A 20,931-nucleotide genomic window follows, 5' to 3' on the forward strand; every position below is an offset into this window, starting at 1 on the left:
AGTTAGGCCTGCCTGACGGCTTATTAGCCCCCTGACTCTGCGGTAGCGTGCAATCAACGTCGGCGCCAAAGAGCGTCCGACTCACTACAAGAATAAGATTCGAGGGCTCGCGCCATGATGTTCAATGCTTCGTCTTACCTGACCTGCCCGGTTTCCCCGGGCCACGTACAACTCGCCATGCTCGTGCATCCTCCCTCCCCTTTCTCTTCAGTAAACCCGGCCACGAACGGGTCCACGCCGCTTCGTTAAACCCGACAACCCATCGAGCCCGTCACGTCGGACACGCATCAGCGTGCTCCTCGTATCGCCTCGCCTTGAAGAAAGGGTGAACAGCATGTGCGCATCAATCACAGACGCCAAAGACCACGCTGGCGAAGCCGCTCCGATGAGAGCGCCGAACCGCGTCAAAGCCATCATGGGTGCCTGCTCGGGCAATCTGGTGGAGTGGTACGACTTTTTCATTTACGCCTACACCGCCATCTATTTTGCCGCTTCGTTTTTCCCCAAGGGGGACACCACCAGCCAGTTATTGTCGACTGCGGGGGTCTTCGCCGTCGGCTTTTTCATGCGCCCGCTCGGAGGCTGGATCTTCGGCTGGATTGCCGACACTCGTGGCCGCAAGGTGTCGATGATTATCTCGGTGTTCATGATGTGCGCCGGCTCGCTGCTGATCGCCGTCATGCCCACCTACGCATCCATAGGCGTCGCGGCACCGATCCTGCTGGTGGTAGCCAGGTTGATTCAGGGCCTGTCCGTCGGCGCGGAGTACGGCACCGGCGCCACCTACATCAGCGAAATCGCGACACCGGGACGCCGCTGTTTCTATGGATCGTTTCAGTACTTCACCATCATTGCCGGGCAGCTGCTGGCCTTGATGACCGTGGTCATTCTCCAGCAAACCCTGACCGGCGAAGAGTTGCGCGAATGGGGCTGGAGGATTCCGTTCTTCATCGGCGCCGTGAGCTCGATCGTGGTGGTGTATCTGCGGCGGGCCATGCATGAAACCGCGACCAAAAAAGACATGAACCGCAAAGATGCCGGCTCTCTGCGCGGTATGTTCAAACACAAACGGGCGGTCGCCCTGGTGGTGGCGTTCACCATCGGTGGCTCGCTGTACTTCTACACCTTCACCACCTACATGCAGAAATTCCTGGTGATCTCCGCAGGCTTCAGCCCGGAAACGGTGAGCTTCATCATGACCGCCGCCCTCGTCGGCTTCATGCTCTGCCAACCGCTCTTTGGCCTGCTCGCTGACCGTATCGGGATCAAGGCGCACATGCTGATGTTTTCCGGGTTCGCCATGTTGCTGGTGATCCCCCTGCTCTATTCATTGCAGTCGGTCAGCAGTCCGTTCATGGCGTTTCTACTGGTGTTTGGCGGGCTGACCATCGCATCGCTCTACACCCCGATCGCCGGGATCGTCAAAGCCGAACTGTTTCCACCTGCCGTACGCGCGTTGGGCGTGGGCTTTCCGTATGCCGTCGGCAATGCGGCATTCGGCGGCACTGCCGAGTACGTCGCCTTGTCGCTTCGTTCGCAGGGGATCGAGGAGTATTTCTTCTTCTATGTCGCCGCGGTAGTGACCATCACCTTCATCGCCGCGATGTTGATGCCGAATCTGTCTCGCTACGGGTACATCAGCGGTTCGGGTGAAGTCGAAGAGCGCACCGGGCTCAAGGGTTATTCAAAACCGAGCGCTGCCGGGGTCTGACCAAGAAATTTGAGCGCCAAAAGTCCTGTGGGAGCGCGCGGTGCCGCGATCCCACAGGTTCTGCGCCCTGTTTTGTTATTGCGCAGTGCTCGCCTGGAAATCGGCGATCTGTTGCCACATCGCGATCGGGTTGGAATACATCGGGAAATGCCCACACTCGGGAATGGGCGCCAGCCGCACACCTTCAGCCTGGATGTGTGGCAAGTAGGACAATGACGCGTTCTGTTCGCCGTACATGAGCATGCGCGGGCACTTCAACCCGAGGAATTTGCCCATCAGGTCGGCGTTATCGGAGAGGTCGACCATCGACTGGAAAATGCCTCGCACCGCACCGGCACGCACCTTGTGCCGCAAGCTCGCGGAATAGAGTGCGCTGGCATACGCCGGAGCGTGTCGGGCACGCTCGATGAAAGCGGCGAAAAACGCCTCGGGATCGTCGCTCGGGTAGTCAACGATCTGCCGGCTGAGGAAGCAGTCTTCCGGGGCGATATTGCCCTCGATATCGACAAAGCTGAGCACCCGATCCGGGAACTGATGGGCCAGCATCAGCGCGGTCAGCCCGCCCATCGAGTGGCCGACCAGATGGAAGCGCTCGATACCGAAATGCGCCAGCACCTGCAGCGCCGTCTGCAACAAAAAGGGAATGGAAATCCTGGAAAGGTCACTGCACTGGCTTTCACCGCAACCCGGTGCGTCGTAAGCGATGAAAGGGTGACCGGCAAACGCGGGCTGATGCACGATATCGGCGTAGTCCTCCTTGGTCGAACCAAACCCATGCAGGAACACAATCGGCGCCAGCACGCCGTCGCGATGGATGGCGGCCACGTTCAGTTGGACACCCTCCACCGTCAGAGGGAGTTGCACGTGAGTGAACGTTTCTGGTGAGGGCACGATATTGGACTCCTTGAGCGAAAAGGTTGCGCCGAGCCTGGGTTGCCGGCGGCCAGGCTCGCAATTTCAAGGGAATCGGGTGTTCTGTAAAATCCTGATTGAGGAAGGCTTTCATAGGCCAATCCTATCAATCGGTGTTCACACACAATCCCTGGGCCAACTCACGCCTTGGCCCGGAACCGGGCAACGACGTCCTCCACCACCGGGTTGGGTCGATCGGCATTCCAGGCCACTGCGGTGGTCACGACATTGAGCTTCTGGCTCAGCGCTCGAAACACAACGTTGTCCGGCGCCAGTTTTTTCAGTGACGCCGGCACCAGTGCGATGCCTTGGCCATAGCTGACAAAGGCAATTTGCGAAGCGACGGAACGCACTTCATGCAGCACCCTAGGGGAAAACCCGCTGGCCCGGCAGGTTGCGATCAGATTGTCGAAGTACACCGGGCTGACCTTTCGGGAAAACATCACCAACGGCTCGTTGGACAGACTGGACAGACTGATTCGTGTGCGCGAAGCCAACGGGTGATCACTGGGCAGCGCCACCACCAGGCGATCCTCCAGCAGCGGCAGTGAATTGATCGAAGCGCCAAGATCACCGTCCAGCCGGGCGAAGGCCAAATCGATGTCGCCGGCCTCCAGCGCCGGGACGGCTTCGACGCTGTCGATTTCGCGCACGGACACGGTGAGGTGCGGGTAATCGTTCTTCAACTGCTCGATCAGCCCCGGCAACACATCGAACATCGCCGTGGAAATCGCACCAATGGTCAACATCCCCGACTGCCCCGCCACCGCCTCCTCCACGGCGAGTTCCAGGCGCTCCAGTTGGTCGGCGAACTTGCGCACCGCCGGCAGGATCGCGGCGCCAACAGGGGTCAGTTTCGCCCCGCGTCGCGAACGGTCGAACAGCTTGACCTTGAGCGCCTGCTCCAGCACCTGGATCTGCTCGCTCAGCGGTGGCTGGGACATGCCCAGCCGCTTGGCTGCGCGGCCGAAATTCTGTTCTTCGGCCACCGCGAGGAACAGCCAGAGATGACGAATCAGACGAAAATTGATCATGATTAATCCATAGGTTTAGCGTATCCAACGCTTCTGTGATTCGTAATATACCTATCAAATGCTCTCGCAGACACTGGGCGCCTCCGTCACCACTGGGGCTTTTCCAATGATTAACAAGAGCATGATCCACAAGAGTTTGCTGGATCGCTTGGCGGCGCTGGATACCAATACGGTTTCCGATGCGCTCGACTTCCTCGGCCTGCCGGGTGCCACCGTTGGGCTGCGCCCGTTGTGGAACTGCCCAAGGATCGTCGGCCGCGCCAGTACGGTGCTGCTGGCGCCGAAATCCGACAGTGCGCCCACAGTGCACCTGATTACCCCGGTGGTTGAACAGATCGACGGCGACGATCGCGTGCTGGTGATTGCCGGTGGTATCGAAGGCATCTCCTGCTGGGGCGACATCCTCGCCAACGCAGCGGCCGGCAAGAAAGTGCGCGGCACGGTGATCGACGGTTTCAGTCGCGACATCGACGGCAGCGAAGCCATCGGTTACCCGGTTTACGGCCGTGGCGTGACCATGATCAGCGCGCGCAATCGGGTGGTGCAGATCGATGCTGGCGTGACGATCAACGTCGCCGGCGTCGATGTCAGCGAGAACGACTATATCATCGCCGATACCTGCGGCACGGTGTTCGTGCCCTCAACCCATATCGAGAAAGTGGTCGACCTTGGCGAGCGTATCGCCCGTCGCCAGGACGGCATGGTCGAGGCGGTCCGCAGCGGTCGCTCGGTAGCCGAAGTGATGCATGACACCCAATTCGAAGCGATCCACGCGGAGCACGCCTGATGAATATCGACGACAAAGAACTGGTCGCCTTGTTTGAAGGCCTGGACACCCCAGGCGTCTCCGATGCCCTGGATAAACTCGGCCTGCCCGGCCAATGCCTCGGTGTGGCGCCACTGGACAACTACAGCAAGGTCGTCGTCGGACCGGCGTTCACCGTGCAGTACGTCTCGGCCAGCGTACCGCCTGGCACCGTGGGCGATTTCATCGACGACGTGGCGCCCGGCGACGTGGTGGTCATCGACAACAGCGGTCGCACCGACTGCACCGTCTGGGGCGACATCATGACCCAGTACGCCGGCACTCGGCAGATCGCAGCCACGGTCATCGATGGCGTTTGCCGTGACGTGAACAAGGCGCTGGGCGATGGCTACCCGATCTTCAGCAAGGGCCGTTTCATGCGCACCGGCAAAGACCGGGTGCAGGTGCAGTCCGTCAACCAGCCAGTGTCGATCGGCACGGCGCGGGTCTGCTCCCGAGACATCGTGGTCGCCGACGCCAACGGCGTGGTGATCGTGCCTCGCGCGCGTGCGGCGGAAGTGGCGGCGTGTGCCCGTCAGATCGAATCGGTCGAAGCCGACATTCGCGCCCTGATCGCTCAGGGCAAAACCCTTAAAGAAGCCCGGACCGCCCTGGGTTACCACAGCCTGCAGAGGAAAGCCTGATGAGCACGCTCCCCTTCCCCGCGGATTTTCACCAACGGGCAAAAGTACTGGGCAGTTCGACGCTGTATGAAGCGTCCCATCTGCCCTGCGCGGTCGACAGTGCGATCCGCCCGATCTGGGACGGCGCCTTCATCGCCGCCCCCGCCTACCCTCTGGAATGTTCTCCGGGCGACAACCTGGCCCTGCACCTGGCGATGGAACGAGTGCCCCGTGGCAGCGTACTGGTCGTGGGCACGGGTGGTTTCATCGCCGGTTATTGGGGCGAAGTGCTCACCGTGGCAGCCGAGGCGGCTGGCGTGGTCGGTCTGGTGATCGATGGCGGCGTACGCGATATCGCGGCCCTGAAGAAACGCCGGTTCCCGGTATTTGCCCGTGGCATCTCGGTCAAAGGCACGGTCAAGGCCAGCGCCCCTTCGGTGGGGCAACCGTTCAATTTCAACGGCGCCTTGGTGGCTCAGGGTGATCTGGTGGTGGCCGACGATGACGGCGTCATCATCATCCCCAAGGCGGATGCGGCACGTACCCTGGCCGAAGGCGAGGCGCGCGCGAACAAGGAAACGCAGATGATGCAGGCGCTGACCGAAGGCCGCTCGACCCTGGAACTGATGAACCTGACCGAGTGGAGAACCCGCGCATGAGCGTTGATATCCAACGACTGAACCAGCGCCTGGCCAGCGCGCAACCTTCCGCGACCTACCGGATCATGGACCGGGTGGCGGAACGCCGGGCACAAGGCGCGAAGATCATTTCGCTGTGCGCCGGCGAGCCTGACTTCGATACCCCCAGGCATGTGCGCGAAGCGGCCATTAATGCCATTGAACACGGCCATACCCGCTACACCCAGGTCGCCGGGGTCCGTTCACTGCGAGAAGCGGTGGCCGCCAAGTTCCGCCGCGAGAATGGCCTGGACATCACCTGGCAAGACACCCTCGTCTGCAACGGCGGCAAACAGGTGATCTACAACGCCCTGGCCGCGACCCTCAACGAGGGCGACCAGGTGATCGTGCCGGCGCCGTACTGGGTCAGCTACCCGGAGATGGTGCAACTGTGCGGCGGTGAAGCGCGGATCGTTACCTGCAATGCCGACACCGGTTTCAAACTGACGCCCGCGGCACTGGCCGCCGCGATCACCCCGCAAACCCGTTGGTTGATCCTCAATTCACCGTCCAATCCCACTGGCGCGGTGTACAGCGAGGCTGAACTTCGCGCTCTGGCGGCGGTGTTGCTGGATCACCCCCATGTACTGATCCTGGCCGACGACATCTATGAACACCTGATCTTCGACGATCAAGCGTTCCACACCCTGGCCCAGGTGGAGCCACGACTGGCTCCGCGAACCCTGACCATGAACGGTGTCTCCAAGGCCTACGCCATGACCGGCTGGCGCATCGGTTTTGCCACCGGGCCGCGCTGGTTGCTGGAGGCCATGGAAAAACTGCAAGGCCAGCAAACCTCTGGCGCCAGTTCGATCTCGCAACAGGCGGCACTCGCCGCACTGGAAGGACCGAAAGACTTCATTCGCGAAAGCCGTGTCGCGTTCCAGAGTCGTCGCGATCTGATGGTGGCGCTGCTCAACGACACCCCAGGTCTTGAATGCGTGAGTCCGGCCGGAGCCTTTTACGCATTTGCCTCCTGTGCCGGCTTGATCGGCCGTACCTCGGCGGGCGGTCGAGTGCTGCACACCGACGAAGATGTGGCGCATGCGCTGCTCGACGAAGCGGATGTGGCCGTGGTGCATGGCAGCGCTTTTGGCCTTGGCCCCTATATTCGCATTGCCTATGCGTTGGATGACGCTTCATTGCGCAAGGCTTGCGAGGCCATCCGGGCGTTCTGTAGCGCCCTGCGTTAACCCGTAGGTGAAGAACGTGCAATATTTCGCACTCGATTACACTTGCAGCGATCGGCAGATTCCCGCTGAGAACTGCAACTTCGAGGCTTCTAGATGAATATGATCGAGGCGATGGAGATATTCGTTGCCGTTGTTGAGCAACGTAGCTATACGCGCGCAGCGGAAGCTCTCCAGTTGCACCGCCCTGCACTCTCGAAGGCTATCCAGAACCTTGAGAGTGAGTTGAACGTCCAGCTGCTTCATAGAACCACTCGACGGGTCAACGTCACTCCGGAGGGTGAGGAGTTTTACAACCGATGTAAGCAATTATTGGGCGATCTTGCAGATACCTTCGACTGGTTTTCGCCCACACGCCCACCGCGAGGCAAGCTACGGGTGGACGTTCCTGTCGTACTGGCAAAAGCGATCATCATTCCTGCGCTTCCCGTATTTCGAGACCTCTACCCACAAGTCGAACTGACGCTGGGATCGACTGATCATCAAATTGATCTCATTGCTGAGGGCATAGATTGCGCCGTCCGCCTGGGCGAGCTGGACGACTCGAGTTTGATAGCGCGCCGTATCGGGTTGGTGCCTATGGTGACCTGTGCCGCGCCTTCTTATCTTGAGCGATTCGGTACGCCTAAATCCCTGGATGAACTGGATAACCACCTGGCAGTCAACTTCCTCATTGAGCATCGACGCAAGATCATGCCGTGGAAATTTCAGGATGGAGATGGCGTCATTTCCGTCAAAGTCCAAAGCGGGATCGTGGTCGACGACTCCGAAGCTTTTCTCTCTTGCGGCCTGGCCGGGCTCGGATTGCTTCAAGGATTGCGGCCCTCGCTACAGAGGCATATCGACTCGGGAGAACTGATTGAAGTCCTTCCGCAACTGCGTACAGTCGCAAAGCCCGTATCCATGCTCCTGACCGACCGTCGTCACCTTTCACCAAAAGTTCGTGTGTTCATGGAGTGGTTGATGGAACTGTTCTCCGAGGCAGGTCTTAAGTGAGAGCGATTGGTAACGACACAGTACTAATCAAGTTCTAATCGGGCCGTTTATCCCCCATTCAGCAAGGCCTAAATTGCTCCTCGAATCAGGACGAACACTCAGTTCGTCCCCACTGTATTTTTCAATCTGTCTATTCGAGGACTCGCCATGGATATGCAACTTGCTGGAAAAACTGCTTTGGTAACCGGTGCTAGCCAAGGGCTCGGACGAGCCATTGTCAAAAGCCTGGCCGCTGAAGGTGTGAAGGTATTTGCTACTGCACGAAACGAAGAGCTGTTGGCCAGTTTGGCAGGCGAAATCACCGATGCGGGTGGTATAACACCGATCACCTACGTTCAGGATTTTGTCGCGGCTGACGGCCCAGAAAGAATTGCAAGTGCTGCTCTGGCCGCTATGGGTCACATCGACATCCTGGTCAACAACGCGGGCGGCAGCCGTCCGATGGACATTGATGCTCCTGAAGAACAATGGATCGAAGGCATGACGCTGAACTTTGACCGTCATCGTCAGCTGACCCAAAAACTGTTGCCAAACTTCCTTCAGCGTAAGTCCGGAGCAATCATCAGCCTCTCCGGCAATCTTGAGCCGGAAGTCGTCAACGCGGCAATGGTGGCTAAAGCCGGTATCGTCGTATGGTCAAAAGGTCTTTCTGAACAGCTTGGCCAGCACGGTATCACGGTGAACTGTGTACAGCCTGGGCTGATCGATACGGCTCAGATCCGCCGTCTGTATCCGGGCGAAGAGCGTAAAAAATTCGCCGACCGAGAGATTGCACTGCGTGACTTTGGCCAGCCTGAAGATGTGGCTAACGCAGTGACCTTCCTTGCTTCCCCTCGCGCAAGCTACATCACCGGCACCGTATTGCTGGTGGATGGCGGTATGCGTCGCTACTCGTTCTAACTCACCCGTCTCAGGGCTCGGGCCACCGCCACGATCGGATGGTTCCCTGCCCTTGAGCAGAGGGAGCAATGCAGATGACAACGGCTGTAATGAAGTTTCCTGATGGACTTGATCAGGGTATTTTTTCCAAAGTTTTTCGACCGGGTGCGCTTACCTTCGGATTGATTGCACCGCTAGAGGGCTATCCGGAATCTGCTATTCCGACGATGCACCAACATACTGAGTTGGCGAAACAAGCAGACGAAGGCGGCTTCTCCGCCATCTGGCTTAGAGATGTTCCATTCTTTGATCCATCGTTCGGTGATGTCGGCCAGATCTACGACCCGATGGTGTACGGTGCATGGCTTGCTGCTGCAACGCGGAACATCGCAATTGGCACCGCCGGAATAGTCCTTCCTCTCAGAGACCCATTGATTGTCGCCAAACAGGCAACCTCTCTGGATCATTTGACTGGAGGCCGCTTTCTGCTCGGGCTGTCTACTGGGGATAGACCTATTGAATACCCGGCGTTCGGTAGCGACTTCAACAACAGATCCGAAAGGTTCCGCGCAGCTCATGCACTTTTACGGGTTGTCACGGAGCAAAGCTTTCCCATCCACGAGAGCGCCTTTTACGGATCACTGGAGGGCGCGCTGGATTTGATTCCAAAGCCCTTCCAGGCTCGCTTGCCGATGCTTGCGATTGGTCGCTGTGGACAAGAAATAGAATGGCTGGCATCCCATTTGGACGGCTGGATCTGGCACCAGAGTAACTTCGAACAATTGCCAGCTGTCATTGATCTCTGGCGAAAAAGTTGTGGCCCTGAAGTGTTCAAACCCTACGGTTATGGTGCTTTCTTCGAGCTCGACAAAGACCCGAATGCGCCATTACGCACAGGTCGTGGATTACACGCAGGTCGCAATGCGTTGATCGATTTGTGGGAGCGCCAACGTGAAGAGGGTGTCTCTCACGTTGCGTTGAACCTGAGACTGTCCCAGAGAGCGGTGAGCGATACATTGGACGAGCTTGCTGAATACGTTATTCCACTTTTCGCTTGCTGATCGGCGCTTCGACAGAGCCTGTGTTACCTCGTTGCTTTTCGCCATAAGCAGACCTTCGGGGCGGCTTATCCAAGCGGATGGATCATGCCCGTTCGGCCACGCTCTTTCATCAATAAAAGTGATCCGTTGAGCGGAATATTTGTCGCTTTTTTTGCAGATTCACACTCATTACTTTGGCCGGACAACACCTACAAAAACAAGGTCCAGCCCATGTCTATGCCTGAAGTCATAAAACCTGCTGTGCGCAGCAATTACCGCTGGGTGGTTGCGGCCCTGATTTTTCTGATTTACACCATCGCTGCCGCCGACCGGGCCAACCTGGGTGTCGCGCTGCCGTTCATTCGTAAAGAGTTTGAAATGAGCAATGCCGAGGCCGGTGGCTTGATGAGCCTGTTTCTGCTGGCCTATGCCCTGGCACAAATCCCTTCCGGGTTTGCCTTCGGCCGTTTCGGCGTCAGCAGGATCCTGCCTGGCGCCATGGTGCTGACCTCATTGCTGACCGGCCTGGTCGGTACTGCCAGCTCACTGTTGGCATTGAAACTGTATCGCCTGGGACTTGGCGTCGCTGAAGGCCCACTGCCGATCAGCATGACCACGACCATCAACAACTGGTTTCCAGCGCGGGAAAAAGGCACCGCGTCAGGGATCTTTCTGTCCGCCGTCAAGTTCGGGCCAGTGATCGTGCCTCCGCTCTGTGCAGTGATCATTTCGGTATGGGGCTGGCGAGAGATCTTCTACTTTTTCGCCCTGCCCGGCATCGTACTGGCGGTGATCTGGTACTTCATGGTCACCGATCACCCTTCCCGGAGCCGATTCGTCAACGCAGCCGAACTCAACTACATCATCGAAGAAACCGGCAGCACTGAAGCGACTCAGCCAACCCGCCCCCGGAAGATTCCAGCCTGGGTGGGCAAACTTGATCGAGTCATACGTGCCCGCCATGAAACGCCCCTGGAAACCAACCGGCAGGTGTTCAAGTCCTGGAATATCTGGGGCTGCGCCACCAGTTATTGTTTCCAACTGGGCGTATCGAGCGTACTGCTGGCCTGGATTCCGACCTACCTGATGACGGTCAAACAGTTCTCGATCATGAACATGGGGCTGGTGTCGGCTGCGCCATGGGTGGGCGCCGTGCTCGGCAACCTGCTGGGTGGTTTCTGCTCGGACCGGCTAATGGACGGGCGGCGCAAACCCGGCATGCTGCTGTCTGCGCTCGGCACGTCGCTGATGATGTATCTGCTGATCAATTCGCCCGCCGAACCCCTGCCCTATGGCTTGTTGCTGATGCTGACCGGTGTTGTGCTGAGCCTGGGCTTCTCCTCCTACATGGTTTACCCAATGGGGCTGACCACCAAAAAGACGTTCCCCATCTCCAACGCCATCGTGAACATGGTCGGTCAGTTGGGCGCCGCAGCGACGCCGTTCATTACCGGGCTGCTGCTGGACAACTATGGCTGGAACTATGTGTTCGCCTGGTTGGCGGTCGGCTCATTTATCAGCTTCATCCTCTTGCTGACCATTTCCGAGCCTCGGGCGAGATTGAACGCCCGGGTTTGAAGTGCATTGCGAACAAAGCCGAGCCGCTCATGTGAGCGGCTTCTGTTTGAACGATTCTGTCATCACTGCGAGGCGTTACACATGTCCCCCCAAGACAAAGAATTGGTTGCCCTGTTTGAAGGCCTGGATACGCCGGGTGTGTCCGATGCCCTGGATAAGCTGGGCCTGCCTGGCCAGTGCCTGGGCATCATGCCACTGGATAACTATCGGCAAGTGGTGGTCGGGCCAGCCTTCACCGTGCGCTACGTCAGCGCCAGTTGCCCACCGGGAACGGTCGGAGATTTCATCGACGATGTGGCCGAAGGCGACGTGGTGGTGATCGACAACGACGGGCGCACCGATTGCACCGTCTGGGGCGACATCATGACCCAATATGCAGGGAACCAACGGATTGCAGCGACCGTTATCGACGGTGTCTGCCGAGATGTCAGCAAGGCACTCGGTGACGGCTATCCACTGTTCAGCAAAGGCCGGTTCATGCGTACCGGGAAAGATCGGGTCGAAGTAGCATCGGTCAATCAGCCGGTGTCCATCGGCCAGGCCCGCGTGTGCGCCAGAGACATTGTGGTCGCCGATGCCAACGGTGTGGTCATCGTGCCTTGGGAACGTGCCCGTGAAGTGGCCGCCTGCGCCCGCTCGATCGAAGCGGTGGAAGCCCGTATCCGCGCCCTGATCGCTGAAGGCAAATCCCTCAGGGAAGCCAGGTCAGAGCTGGGTTATCACACCCTGCAACGCAAGTCCTGATCATGACAAAGGGCGAGCACCCACCTCTGTGAATGCTCACCCTTTGATCTTGAAGATGCACCGATAACAGGTCAGACCGTCAGCGGTTTTTCTCCTGTATCACCCTGAATATCCAGCGCAGCTGCATGACGTTCGGCCTCGTCCTCACTCACCAACTCGCCCTCCCATTTGGCCACCACCGCGGTTGCGATGGAATTGCCCACCGCGTTGGTCGCCGAGCGGCCCATGTCCAGAAAGGTATCGATCCCTAGAATCAGCAGCAGACCGGCTTCGGGGATATCGAACTGAGTCAGGGTCGCTGCAATGACCACCAGCGAAGCACGCGGCACGCCGGCCATGCCTTTGGAGGTCAGCATCAGCGTCAACAGCATGGTGATCTGCGTACCGATAGACATCTCGATGCCATACGCCTGAGCGATGAACAGCACGGCAAAGGTGCAGTACATCATCGAGCCATCCAGATTGAAGGAATAGCCCATGGGCATGACGAAACTGGAGATTCTGCGTTTGACTCCAAAACGATCCAGCGCGTGAAGAATCTTCGGGTAAGCCGACTCGGAACTGGCAGTGGCAAAAGACAGAAGGAACGCTTCTCTGATCAACACCACCAGTTTGAACACACGCCGTCCGAGGAACATCCAGCCGGCAAACACCAACATGCCCCAGAGCACGATCAGCCCGAGATAGAAGTCGCGCATGAACACGGCGAACTTGACCAGAATGGACAGGCCATTGATTGCAACGGTCGCTGCCATGGCCGCCATCACCGCCAGTGGTGCAAGCTTCATCACATAACCGGTGACCTTCAACATTGCGTGGGACAGGTCTTCGATGACATTCACCAGGCCGGCGGCTTTCTTGCCCAAGGAGGCCAACGCGACGCCGAAAAATATCGAGAACACCACGATTTGCAGAATTTCGTTGGTGGCCATGGCCTCCGCGAAGGATTTGGGCACCAGATGGGTCATGAAATCCTTGAGGGTAAATACCGACGTTTGCAAGTTGGTCGTACTGGTCACGTCTGGCAGCGGCAACCCCAGGTTGTGCCCGGGCTGCAACATGTTCGCCATGACCAACCCCACCGACAGCGAGATCAATGAGGCTGTCACGAACCAGCCCAGTGCCTTGCCGAATACCCGGCCGATAGCGCTTGCATCCCCCATATGAGCGATGCCCACCACCAGGGTCGAGAACACCAGAGGAGCGATGAGCATTTTGATCAGGCGTAGAAAAATGTCAGAGATGATCGAGATATAACCGGCGATCCTGGTCGCCATCGCTTTGTCCGGGAAGTTCAGGAAAATCATGTAACCGATAAGAACCCCCAATAGCATGGCGATCAGAATGCCTGCCGCAGCCGGTAGCCTGTTTTTCATTAGGTGTAACCCCTTCTTATTGTTGTTGCGTCGGTTACGCGCTGTAACCCCGTAGCCGGAAAACTACCCTAGCCCCACCTCCTCAATAAGAGCGGATCACGCTCTAGCTGATATGCCCGAATGCTATGGCCCGGCGCCCAGGCTCGGCAGCTTTGCGCAAGGCTGCTGCTCGGTTTTGCCCTTCCCATAATGTGCGGTTATCGCCGTTCCCTGCTGCGCCACGCACTCACCTCCAAGCTATACAAAACAGGCATATCTCAAAGACAAAAACGGTAGTCGTCGGCAGCAATCAGCACTCCCAGAATGTGTGAAAACACAAAAGCAGCACTGCTTGGGAGACTGGCATGTCAACAGAAGCTGAACAAACCGTGGGACAGGATTGGCAGGAGGACGTGTTCCGCGTGCTCAAGGCCCACGACGTCAAACATGTGGTCTTCGTACCGGATGCAGGCCACTCGGCGGCCATCCGCATGTCGTATGCCGACCCGGACATCAAGGCCGTCGTCCTCACCACCGAAGAAGAAGGTATCGGCTACCTCGCCGGCGCCTGGCTGGGCGGTGAACGCGGTGCCCTGTTGATGCAGTCCAGCGGTGTCGGTAACTGCATCAATACCCTCGCGCTCCAAGTCTGCGCCGGTTTCCCACTGTTGATGGTGGTGACCATGCGCGGTGACTGGGCCGAATTCAACGCGTGGCAGAACCCGATGGGCCAGGCCACCGAAGCCTCCCTGAACCTGATGAAAGTCATGACCTGGCGCGCGGACGTTCCCGAAGACGTCGCCCCGCTGCTGCACGGTGCCGCGACCATGGCCTTCAACGGTGATTCGTCCACTGCCCTGCTGCTCGGCCAGCGCCTGATTGGAGAAAAGAAATGGGTCAAGTAAGCGCCAACCACACCCTGTGCCGCCGCGAAGTGGTCAAGGCCTTGCTGGCCGACCGTAAAGACGTGCTGGTCGTGACCGGCCTGGGCTCGGCGTCCTATGACGTCATGGCCGCCGGTGACCACGACCTGAATTATTACCTCTGGGCTGCCATGGGCAGCGCCATCACGGTCGGCCTGGGCCTGGCGAATGCCCAGCCGGACAAGTCGGTGGTGGTGGTCACCGGCGACGGCGAGTTGCTCATGGGCTTCGGCGCACTGGCCACCGTCGCGCTGCAAAAACCCGCCAACCTGACCATCGCCGTGCTGGATAACGGTCACTTTGGCGAAACCGGCATGCAAGTCAGCCACGCCGGTTTCGGTATTTCCCTGGACCAGGTGGCGAAGACCTGCGGCTTCAGCTGGACCGACGAAATCCGCGACATGCAAGGCGTGCACGACCTGCGCGAGCGCTTCGCCACCCGCGATGGCGTCAAGCTCGCAACGATCAAGATCAAAGCGGAAAACCCGCCACGGGTGCTGCCACCGCGTGATGGTCACTACATCAAGAATCGCTTTCGTGCTGCGCTGGGTTTCAACCCGATCTGATTGCGCCCTACCCGGACCGAGTCACGCCGGGCTGATTCCAGGCGTGGCACGTTGAGGAGAATAATAATGACTGATCGCAACGCTGAAGAACTCAATGCCATCCGCGAGGGCGTACGCGCTCTTTGCGCAGAATTCGATGCCGCTTACTGGCGCAAAATCGACGAAGAAAAAGGCTTTCCGGAAACCTTCGTCAAGGCCCTGACCGATGCTGGTTGGTTGGCGGCGATGATCCCGGTTGAATACGGCGGCTCCGGCCTGGGGCTTGCCGAGGCCTCGGTGATCCTCGAAGAAGTGAACCGCTGCGGCGGCAATTCCGGGACCGTGCACGGGCAGATGTACAACATGTTCACCCTGCTGCGTCACGGCAGCGAGGCGCAGAAAAGTTACTACCTGCCGAAGCTGGCCAACGGTGAATTGCGCCTGCAATCGATGGGCGTGACCGAGCCCACCACCGGCACCGACACCACCAAGATCAAGACCACCGCCGTACGCAAAGGCGACAAGTACGTGATCAACGGGCAGAAGGTGTGGATCTCGCGGATCCAGCATTCCGACCTGATGATCCTGCTGGCGCGCACCACACCCTTGGCCGACGTGAAGAAAAAGTCCGAAGGCATGTCGATCTTCCTCGTCGACCTGCGTGAGGCCATCGGCAATGGCATGACCGTGCAGCCCATCGCCAACATGGTCAACCACGAGACCAACGAGTTGTTCTTCGACAACCTGGAAATCCCCGCTGACAGCCTGATTGGCGAAGAAGGCAAAGGCTTCCGGTACATCCTCGACGGACTGAATGCCGAACGCACCCTGATCGCCGCCGAGTGCATCGGTGACGGTCGCTGGTTTATCGAAAAGGCCAGTGCCTATGCCCGCGACCGCGTGGTGTTCGGGCGCCCGATCGGGCAGAACCAGGGCGTGCAGTTCCCGATCGCCGAAGCCCACATCGAGATCGAAGCGGCCGACCTGATGCGCTGGCGTGCCTGCGAGGAATACGACAGCGGCCTCAACGCCGGGGCCAGCGCCAACATGGCCAAGTACCTGGCGGCCAAGGCGTCCTGGGAGGCCGCGAATGCTTGCCTGCAAACCCACGGCGGATTTGGCTTTGCCTGCGAATACGACGTCGAGCGCAAGTTCCGCGAAACCCGTCTGTATCAGGTAGCGCCCATCTCCACCAACCTGATCCTGTCGTACGTTGCCGAACACCTGCTCGAACTGCCGCGCTCTTTCTAATAACAAGAGAGATAAACATCATGAGCCAGCCCAAAGGCCTCCGCCCGCTCGATGGCGTGACCGTCGTCAGCCTTGAGCACGCTATTGCAGCGCCCTTCTGCACACGCCAATTGGCCGACCTCGGCGCCCGGGTAATCAAGGTCGAACGTCCAGGCACAGGTGATTTCGCCCGGGGCTACGACCAACGCGTCAACGGCCTGGCTTCGCACTTCGTCTGGACCAACCGTTCGAAAGAAAGCCTGACCCTCGACCTGAAACAGGACTCGGCCACCGAGGTGCTGGACAGTTTGCTGGCCACTGCCGACGTGCTCGTACAGAACCTGGCGCCCGGTGCCGCTGCGCGGATGGGATTGTCATTTGAGGTGTTGCACCAGCGCTTTCCACGCCTGATTGTCTGTGACATTTCAGGCTATGGCGTCGGTGGTCCCTACGAGAAGAAGAAAGCCTACGACCTGTTGATCCAGAGTGAAGGCGGCTTTCTGTCGGTCACCGGCAGCCCGGGCGAGGACGAAATGGCCAAGGCCGGTTGCTCCATCGCCGACATCGCGGCCGGCATGTACGCCTACACCGGAATTCTGTCTGCCCTACTGCTGCGCGAACGAACCGGCGAAGGCAGCCACCTCGATGTGTCGATGCTCGAAAGCCTGGTCGAATGGATGAACTACCCGATGTACTACGCCTACGACGGCGCGCCTCCGCCCCCTCGCGCCGGTGCAGCGCACGCCACCATTTACCCCTATGGCCCCTTCCCTATCGGTGACGGCACCACCGTGATGCTGGGTTTGCAGAACGAGCGTGAATGGCAGCTGTTTTGCGAGAAGGTCCTGCTTGCCCCCGAACTGGCAAAAGACCCGCGTTTCTCGGCCAACTTCAAACGCGTCGAGAACCGCAACGCCCTACGGGAACTGATCATCGAATCGTTCTCCACGCTCAACTTCGATGCGGTGATCGATCGCCTCGACCATGCGCAAATCGCCAACGCTCGGGTGAATGACATGCAAGGTGTCTGGGACCACCCGCAACTTCAGGCCCGTGACCGTTGGCGAGCCGTTGAAACCTCTGCCGGCCCTGTCCCAAGCCTGATCCCGCCCGGCAGCAACAGCGCATTCGAGCCACGCATGGATGCCGTACCGGGCCTTGGTCAACACACCGAACAGTTGCTCAGGGAACTGGGGCTGGGAGCGGAGCGCATTGAAGAAATGCGCGCCGCCGGGGCTATCTGACTGCAACGATCAACGTTTTTCGAGAGAACACTGCCCAATGAAGATCCTCGTAGCTGTGAAACGCGTGGTCGATTACAACGTGAAGGTTCGTGTGAAAGCGGACCATTCCGGCGTCGACCTCGCTAACGTCAAGATGTCGATGAACCCGTTCTGCGAAATCGCCGTGGAAGAAGCGGTACGTCTGAAAGAGAGCGGTATTGCGACTGAAATCGTCGTTGTTTCCATCGGCCCGTCCACCGCTCAAGAGCAACTGCGCACCGCGCTGGCTCTGGGCGCCGACCGCGCCATCCTCGTCGAATCCGCTGAAGACCTGACTTCCCTGGCCGTGGCCAAGCTGCTCAAGGCTGTTGTCGACAAGGAACAGCCTCAGCTGGTGATCCTCGGCAAACAAGCGATCGACAGCGACAACAACCAGACTGGCCAGATGCTCGCGGCATTGAGCGGCTACGGTCAGGGCACGTTCGCGTCGAAAGTCGAAGTCAGCGGCGACAGCGTTGCTGTGACCCGTGAAATCGACGGCGGCGCGCAGACCGTTTCCCTGAAACTGCCGGCCATCGTCACCACCGACCTGCGTTTGAACGAGCCGCGCTACGCGTCTCTGCCAAACATCATGAAAGCCAAGAAGAAGCCTCTCGAGACGCTGACTCCGGACGCTTTGGGCGTTTCCACCGCCTCCACCCACTCGACCCTGAAAGTCGAAGCGCCAGCTGCACGCAGCGCGGGTATCAAGGTCAAGTCGGTGGCTGAGCTGGTGGAGAAATTGAAGAACGAAGCGAAGGTGATCTGAATGACGATCCTGGTAATTGCTGACTATTCAAATGACCAGCAGGACAACAACGTGCTGGCCCCGGCCACGCTGAACACCGTGGCTGCCGCCGCGAAAATCGGTGGCGACATCCACGTTCTGGTGGCCGGCGCGGGTGTTGGTGCCGTGGCTGAAGCCGCGGCGAAAATTGCCGGTGTGGCGAAAGTGTTGGTGGCCGACAACGCCGCCTACGCGCATCAACTGCCGGAAAACGTTGCCCCGTTAGTGGCAGGTCTGGTGATCGAGCAACGCACGATTTACAGCCATGTGCTGGCCTCGGCCACTTCCAACGGCAAAAACATCCTGCCACGCGTAGCCGCTCAGCTGGACGTTGACCAGATCTCCGAGATCATCTCGGTCGAAAGCGCCGACACCTTCAAACGCCCGATCTACGCCGGTAACGCCATCGCCACCGTACAGTCCAACGCGGCGGTCAAAGTGATCACCGTGCGGGCTACCGGTTTCGACCCGGTGGCCGCTGAAGGTGGTTCGGCGATCATCGAAGCGGTCGCCACCGTTTTCGACGAGGGGAAATCCAGCTTCGTCAGTGAAGAACTGGCCAAGTCCGATCGTCCGGAACTGACCGCTGCCAGGATCGTCGTTTCCGGCGGGCGCGGCATGCAGAACGGCGACAACTTCAAACACCTGTACGCCCTGGCCGACAAGCTCGGCGCTGGCGTCGGTGCTTCGCGCGCCGCGGTCGACGCAGGTTTCGTCCCCAACGACATGCAAGTCGGTCAGACCGGCAAGATCGTTGCGCCACAGCTGTACATCGCCGTCGGTATCTCCGGCGCGATCCAGCACCTGGCCGGCATGAAAGACTCCAAAGTGATCGTGGCGATCAACAAGGACGAAGAAGCGCCGATCTTCCAGGTGGCCGATTACGGCCTGGTGGCGGATTTGTTCGAAGCGATTCCAGAAATGGCCGCCCTGGCCTGATCACCGACCGACAGGAGCGACATGTATGAGCAATATCGATTTTTCAGCGTGGATCGGACGTCATCAGGAAAGCCAGGACCGGATCAGCTTCAACCTGGTCAAACGCATTGCCGCCACCTTGAGCGAAGTGGCGCCACTGCCTGGCGAAGCGCTGCCGCCGCTGTGGCACTGGGCGTTTTTTCAGGAGCCGGTTGCCGCCAGCGAACTGGGCCCGGACGGCCATCCCGCGCTCGGCGGCTTCCTGCCACCAGCCCACAACCGCAATCGCATGTGGGCCGGTAGCCGAATCGAGTTCTACCAGCCCTTGAAGGTAGAGGCGGATGTGACCTGCGTATCGACCATTCTCAACGTCGAAGAGAAGCACGGTCGCACCGGGTCGTTGCTGTTCGTCACGGTACGCCATGAGTATTTCCAGGACGGCCAACGCGCCCTGCAAGATGATCAAGACATCGTCTACCGGGAACCGACACCGCCCAAACTGAGCGGCACCGAAGCGCTCCCTGAAGGCCAATGGCGAGACCCGGTCGCCCCCTCGCCGACCCTGCTGTTCCGCTATTCCGCGGTCACCTTCAATGGCCACCGGATTCACTATGACTGGCCCTACGTCACAGAGACCGAAGGCTATCCGGGGTTGGTAGTGCATGGTCCATTGATCGCCACCCTCAACTTGCGTGCCTTCACCAGAGCGCACCCGACCGCGCGCTTGAAGCGCTTCACGTTCCGAGGTGTCAGGCCGCTGATTTCACCACAACCCTTCGAAGTGGGCGGGCGTCTGATCGACAGCGGCAAGGCGCAGGTTTGGGCGGGCAATCAGGACGGCACCGCACAAATCGGTGAAGTCGAGTTCAGCGAGGGAGAAACCCCATGAATCCATCGATCGTTCGCACCGCCCTGTTTGTCCCGGCCACGCGTCCAGAGCGCATCCCCAAAGCCATCGCCACCGGCGCGGACCGGGTCATCGTCGACCTGGAAGATGCCGTACAGGAAAACCTCAAGGAACAGGCCAGGGATAACCTGCAGCGCTTCTTGAGTGACCACCCGGACGCCCGGATTCTGGTTCGCGTGAATGCCCCGGATCACTGGGCACACGCTGCAGACCTGGATCTTTGCCGACGCCATGCCGGTGTGACCGCCATTCTGCTGCCCAAGGCTGAAACCTGTGCGCAAGTGCACACCGCAGGCAGCACCGGCAAACCGGTCTGGCCGATCATCGAAAGCGCCAAAGGCTTGGCTGCACTGGGCTCGATTGCCATCGCCCAAGGTATTGAGAGGCTGTCGTTCGGCAGTCTCGATCTGGGCCTGGACCTGAACCTGACCACCGGCAGCCGCGCCGCCGATGAAGTGCTCAGCCACGCCCGTTATGCCGTGTTGCTCTGGACCCGGGTTGCCGGACTGGCGCCTGCGCTGGACGGTGTTTTCCCCTCGATCGAGGACACCACCGGCCTGCACGCCGCCGTTGAATTTGCCCGCGACATGGGCTTTGGCGGCGCACTGTGCATCCATCCGAGCCAAGTGGCGATCATCCATCAGGCATTACAACCCACCACTGAAGAATTGCACTGGGCGCGACGCATCATCGATGCCGCCAGCTCCGGGGAAGGCGTGTTCGTGATGGATGGGCAAATGGTCGATGCACCGGTCATTGGTCGTGCCCAAGCCATTCTGGCGCGCGCGAACCAGCCATTTTGATTCTCACCCTGC

The 20,931-nt window shown here is 59.4% G+C and carries 21 protein-coding genes; 18 read left to right on the forward strand and 3 right to left on the reverse strand.

Going from position 1 to position 20,931, the window contains the following annotated elements; genetic code table 11:
* Positions 1–334 precede the first annotated feature (334 nt).
* Complete coding sequence (locus JUI81_RS13290; RefSeq protein WP_204124441.1) at positions 335–1,711, forward strand: MFS family transporter; 1,377 nt, start codon at positions 335–337, stop codon at positions 1,709–1,711.
* A gap of 75 nt (positions 1,712–1,786) precedes the next feature.
* Here JUI81_RS13290 and JUI81_RS13295 read toward each other — a convergent pair whose 3' ends face one another.
* Positions 1,787–2,602, reverse strand: a complete 816-nt coding sequence (locus JUI81_RS13295) for an alpha/beta fold hydrolase (RefSeq protein WP_204124442.1) — start codon at positions 2,600–2,602, stop codon at positions 1,787–1,789.
* A gap of 161 nt (positions 2,603–2,763) precedes the next feature.
* Entirely contained in the window at positions 2,764–3,657 is an 894-nt protein-coding gene (locus JUI81_RS13300; RefSeq protein ID WP_019581914.1) for a LysR family transcriptional regulator, read from the reverse strand.
* Between the two features lie 121 nt (positions 3,658–3,778).
* On the opposite strand from JUI81_RS13300, the gene JUI81_RS13305 reads away from it, so the two are divergent.
* The 9 genes from JUI81_RS13305 to JUI81_RS13345 all read left to right on the forward strand — a co-directional run bounded on the left by JUI81_RS13305 (position 3,779) and on the right by JUI81_RS13345 (position 12,189).
* On the forward strand, positions 3,779–4,444 hold the full coding sequence (locus tag JUI81_RS13305) for an RraA family protein (protein WP_204124472.1): 666 nt from the start codon (positions 3,779–3,781) through the stop codon (positions 4,442–4,444).
* Positions 4,444–5,106, forward strand: a complete 663-nt coding sequence (locus tag JUI81_RS13310; RefSeq protein ID WP_204124443.1) for an RraA family protein — start codon at positions 4,444–4,446, stop codon at positions 5,104–5,106. The genes JUI81_RS13305 and JUI81_RS13310 overlap by 1 nt, the downstream gene beginning before the upstream one ends.
* Entirely contained in the window at positions 5,106–5,744 is a 639-nt protein-coding gene (locus JUI81_RS13315) for an RraA family protein (protein WP_019581911.1), read from the forward strand. The genes JUI81_RS13310 and JUI81_RS13315 overlap by 1 nt, the downstream gene beginning before the upstream one ends.
* Entirely contained in the window at positions 5,741–6,955 is a 1,215-nt protein-coding gene (locus tag JUI81_RS13320; RefSeq protein WP_204124444.1) for a pyridoxal phosphate-dependent aminotransferase, read from the forward strand. The genes JUI81_RS13315 and JUI81_RS13320 overlap by 4 nt, the downstream gene beginning before the upstream one ends.
* Before the next feature lie 93 nt (positions 6,956–7,048).
* Positions 7,049–7,948: a LysR family transcriptional regulator gene (locus tag JUI81_RS13325; protein ID WP_204124445.1), complete on the forward strand. Its 900-nt coding sequence runs from the start codon at positions 7,049–7,051 to the stop codon at positions 7,946–7,948.
* Positions 7,949–8,095: 147 nt separating this feature from the next.
* Complete coding sequence (locus JUI81_RS13330) at positions 8,096–8,848, forward strand: SDR family NAD(P)-dependent oxidoreductase (protein WP_019581908.1); 753 nt, start codon at positions 8,096–8,098, stop codon at positions 8,846–8,848.
* A gap of 74 nt (positions 8,849–8,922) precedes the next feature.
* Positions 8,923–9,888, forward strand: a complete 966-nt coding sequence (locus JUI81_RS13335) for an LLM class oxidoreductase (protein WP_138867084.1) — start codon at positions 8,923–8,925, stop codon at positions 9,886–9,888.
* A gap of 210 nt (positions 9,889–10,098) precedes the next feature.
* Positions 10,099–11,445 carry an MFS transporter gene (locus JUI81_RS13340; protein WP_239077695.1) on the forward strand — a complete coding sequence of 449 codons (1,347 nt, stop codon included), beginning with the start codon at positions 10,099–10,101 and terminating at the stop codon, positions 11,443–11,445.
* 81 nt (positions 11,446–11,526) lie between these two features.
* Positions 11,527–12,189 (forward strand): RraA family protein, encoded by a 663-nt coding sequence (locus JUI81_RS13345; protein ID WP_019581905.1) that lies wholly within the window; start codon positions 11,527–11,529, stop codon positions 12,187–12,189.
* Positions 12,190–12,260: 71 nt separating this feature from the next.
* Here JUI81_RS13345 and JUI81_RS13350 read toward each other — a convergent pair whose 3' ends face one another.
* Positions 12,261–13,565 (reverse strand): dicarboxylate/amino acid:cation symporter, encoded by a 1,305-nt coding sequence (locus JUI81_RS13350; protein WP_019581904.1) that lies wholly within the window; start codon positions 13,563–13,565, stop codon positions 12,261–12,263.
* A gap of 344 nt (positions 13,566–13,909) precedes the next feature.
* Between JUI81_RS13350 and JUI81_RS13355 the strand changes: the two genes are divergently transcribed.
* The 8 genes from JUI81_RS13355 to JUI81_RS13390 all read left to right on the forward strand — a co-directional run bounded on the left by JUI81_RS13355 (position 13,910) and on the right by JUI81_RS13390 (position 20,919).
* Positions 13,910–14,449: a thiamine pyrophosphate-binding protein gene (locus JUI81_RS13355; protein WP_018928360.1), complete on the forward strand. Its 540-nt coding sequence runs from the start codon at positions 13,910–13,912 to the stop codon at positions 14,447–14,449.
* A complete protein-coding gene (locus JUI81_RS13360) occupies positions 14,437–15,033 on the forward strand; it encodes a thiamine pyrophosphate-dependent enzyme (RefSeq protein ID WP_019581903.1) in 597 nt (198 codons plus the stop codon). The genes JUI81_RS13355 and JUI81_RS13360 overlap by 13 nt, the downstream gene beginning before the upstream one ends.
* A 66-nt stretch (positions 15,034–15,099) precedes the next feature.
* A complete protein-coding gene (locus JUI81_RS13365) occupies positions 15,100–16,263 on the forward strand; it encodes an acyl-CoA dehydrogenase family protein (RefSeq protein ID WP_204124446.1) in 1,164 nt (387 codons plus the stop codon).
* A gap of 20 nt (positions 16,264–16,283) precedes the next feature.
* Complete coding sequence (locus JUI81_RS13370) at positions 16,284–17,486, forward strand: CaiB/BaiF CoA-transferase family protein (protein WP_179056913.1); 1,203 nt, start codon at positions 16,284–16,286, stop codon at positions 17,484–17,486.
* Positions 17,487–17,523: 37 nt separating this feature from the next.
* Positions 17,524–18,273: an electron transfer flavoprotein subunit beta/FixA family protein gene (locus JUI81_RS13375; RefSeq protein ID WP_179056912.1), complete on the forward strand. Its 750-nt coding sequence runs from the start codon at positions 17,524–17,526 to the stop codon at positions 18,271–18,273.
* Positions 18,274–19,230, forward strand: a complete 957-nt coding sequence (locus JUI81_RS13380) for an electron transfer flavoprotein subunit alpha/FixB family protein (protein WP_204124447.1) — start codon at positions 18,274–18,276, stop codon at positions 19,228–19,230.
* Between the two features lie 25 nt (positions 19,231–19,255).
* Positions 19,256–20,098 (forward strand): MaoC family dehydratase N-terminal domain-containing protein, encoded by an 843-nt coding sequence (locus JUI81_RS13385; protein WP_204124448.1) that lies wholly within the window; start codon positions 19,256–19,258, stop codon positions 20,096–20,098.
* The gene (locus tag JUI81_RS13390; RefSeq protein ID WP_204124449.1) at positions 20,095–20,919 is read left to right on the forward strand and encodes a CoA ester lyase; all 825 of its coding nucleotides are present in this window, start codon (positions 20,095–20,097) and stop codon (positions 20,917–20,919) included. The genes JUI81_RS13385 and JUI81_RS13390 overlap by 4 nt, the downstream gene beginning before the upstream one ends.
* Positions 20,920–20,931 lie beyond the last annotated feature (12 nt).

It is taken from the genome of Pseudomonas sp. 008, from assembly GCF_016861935.1.
In the GTDB taxonomy this organism is placed as follows: Bacteria; Pseudomonadota; Gammaproteobacteria; order Pseudomonadales; family Pseudomonadaceae; genus Aquipseudomonas.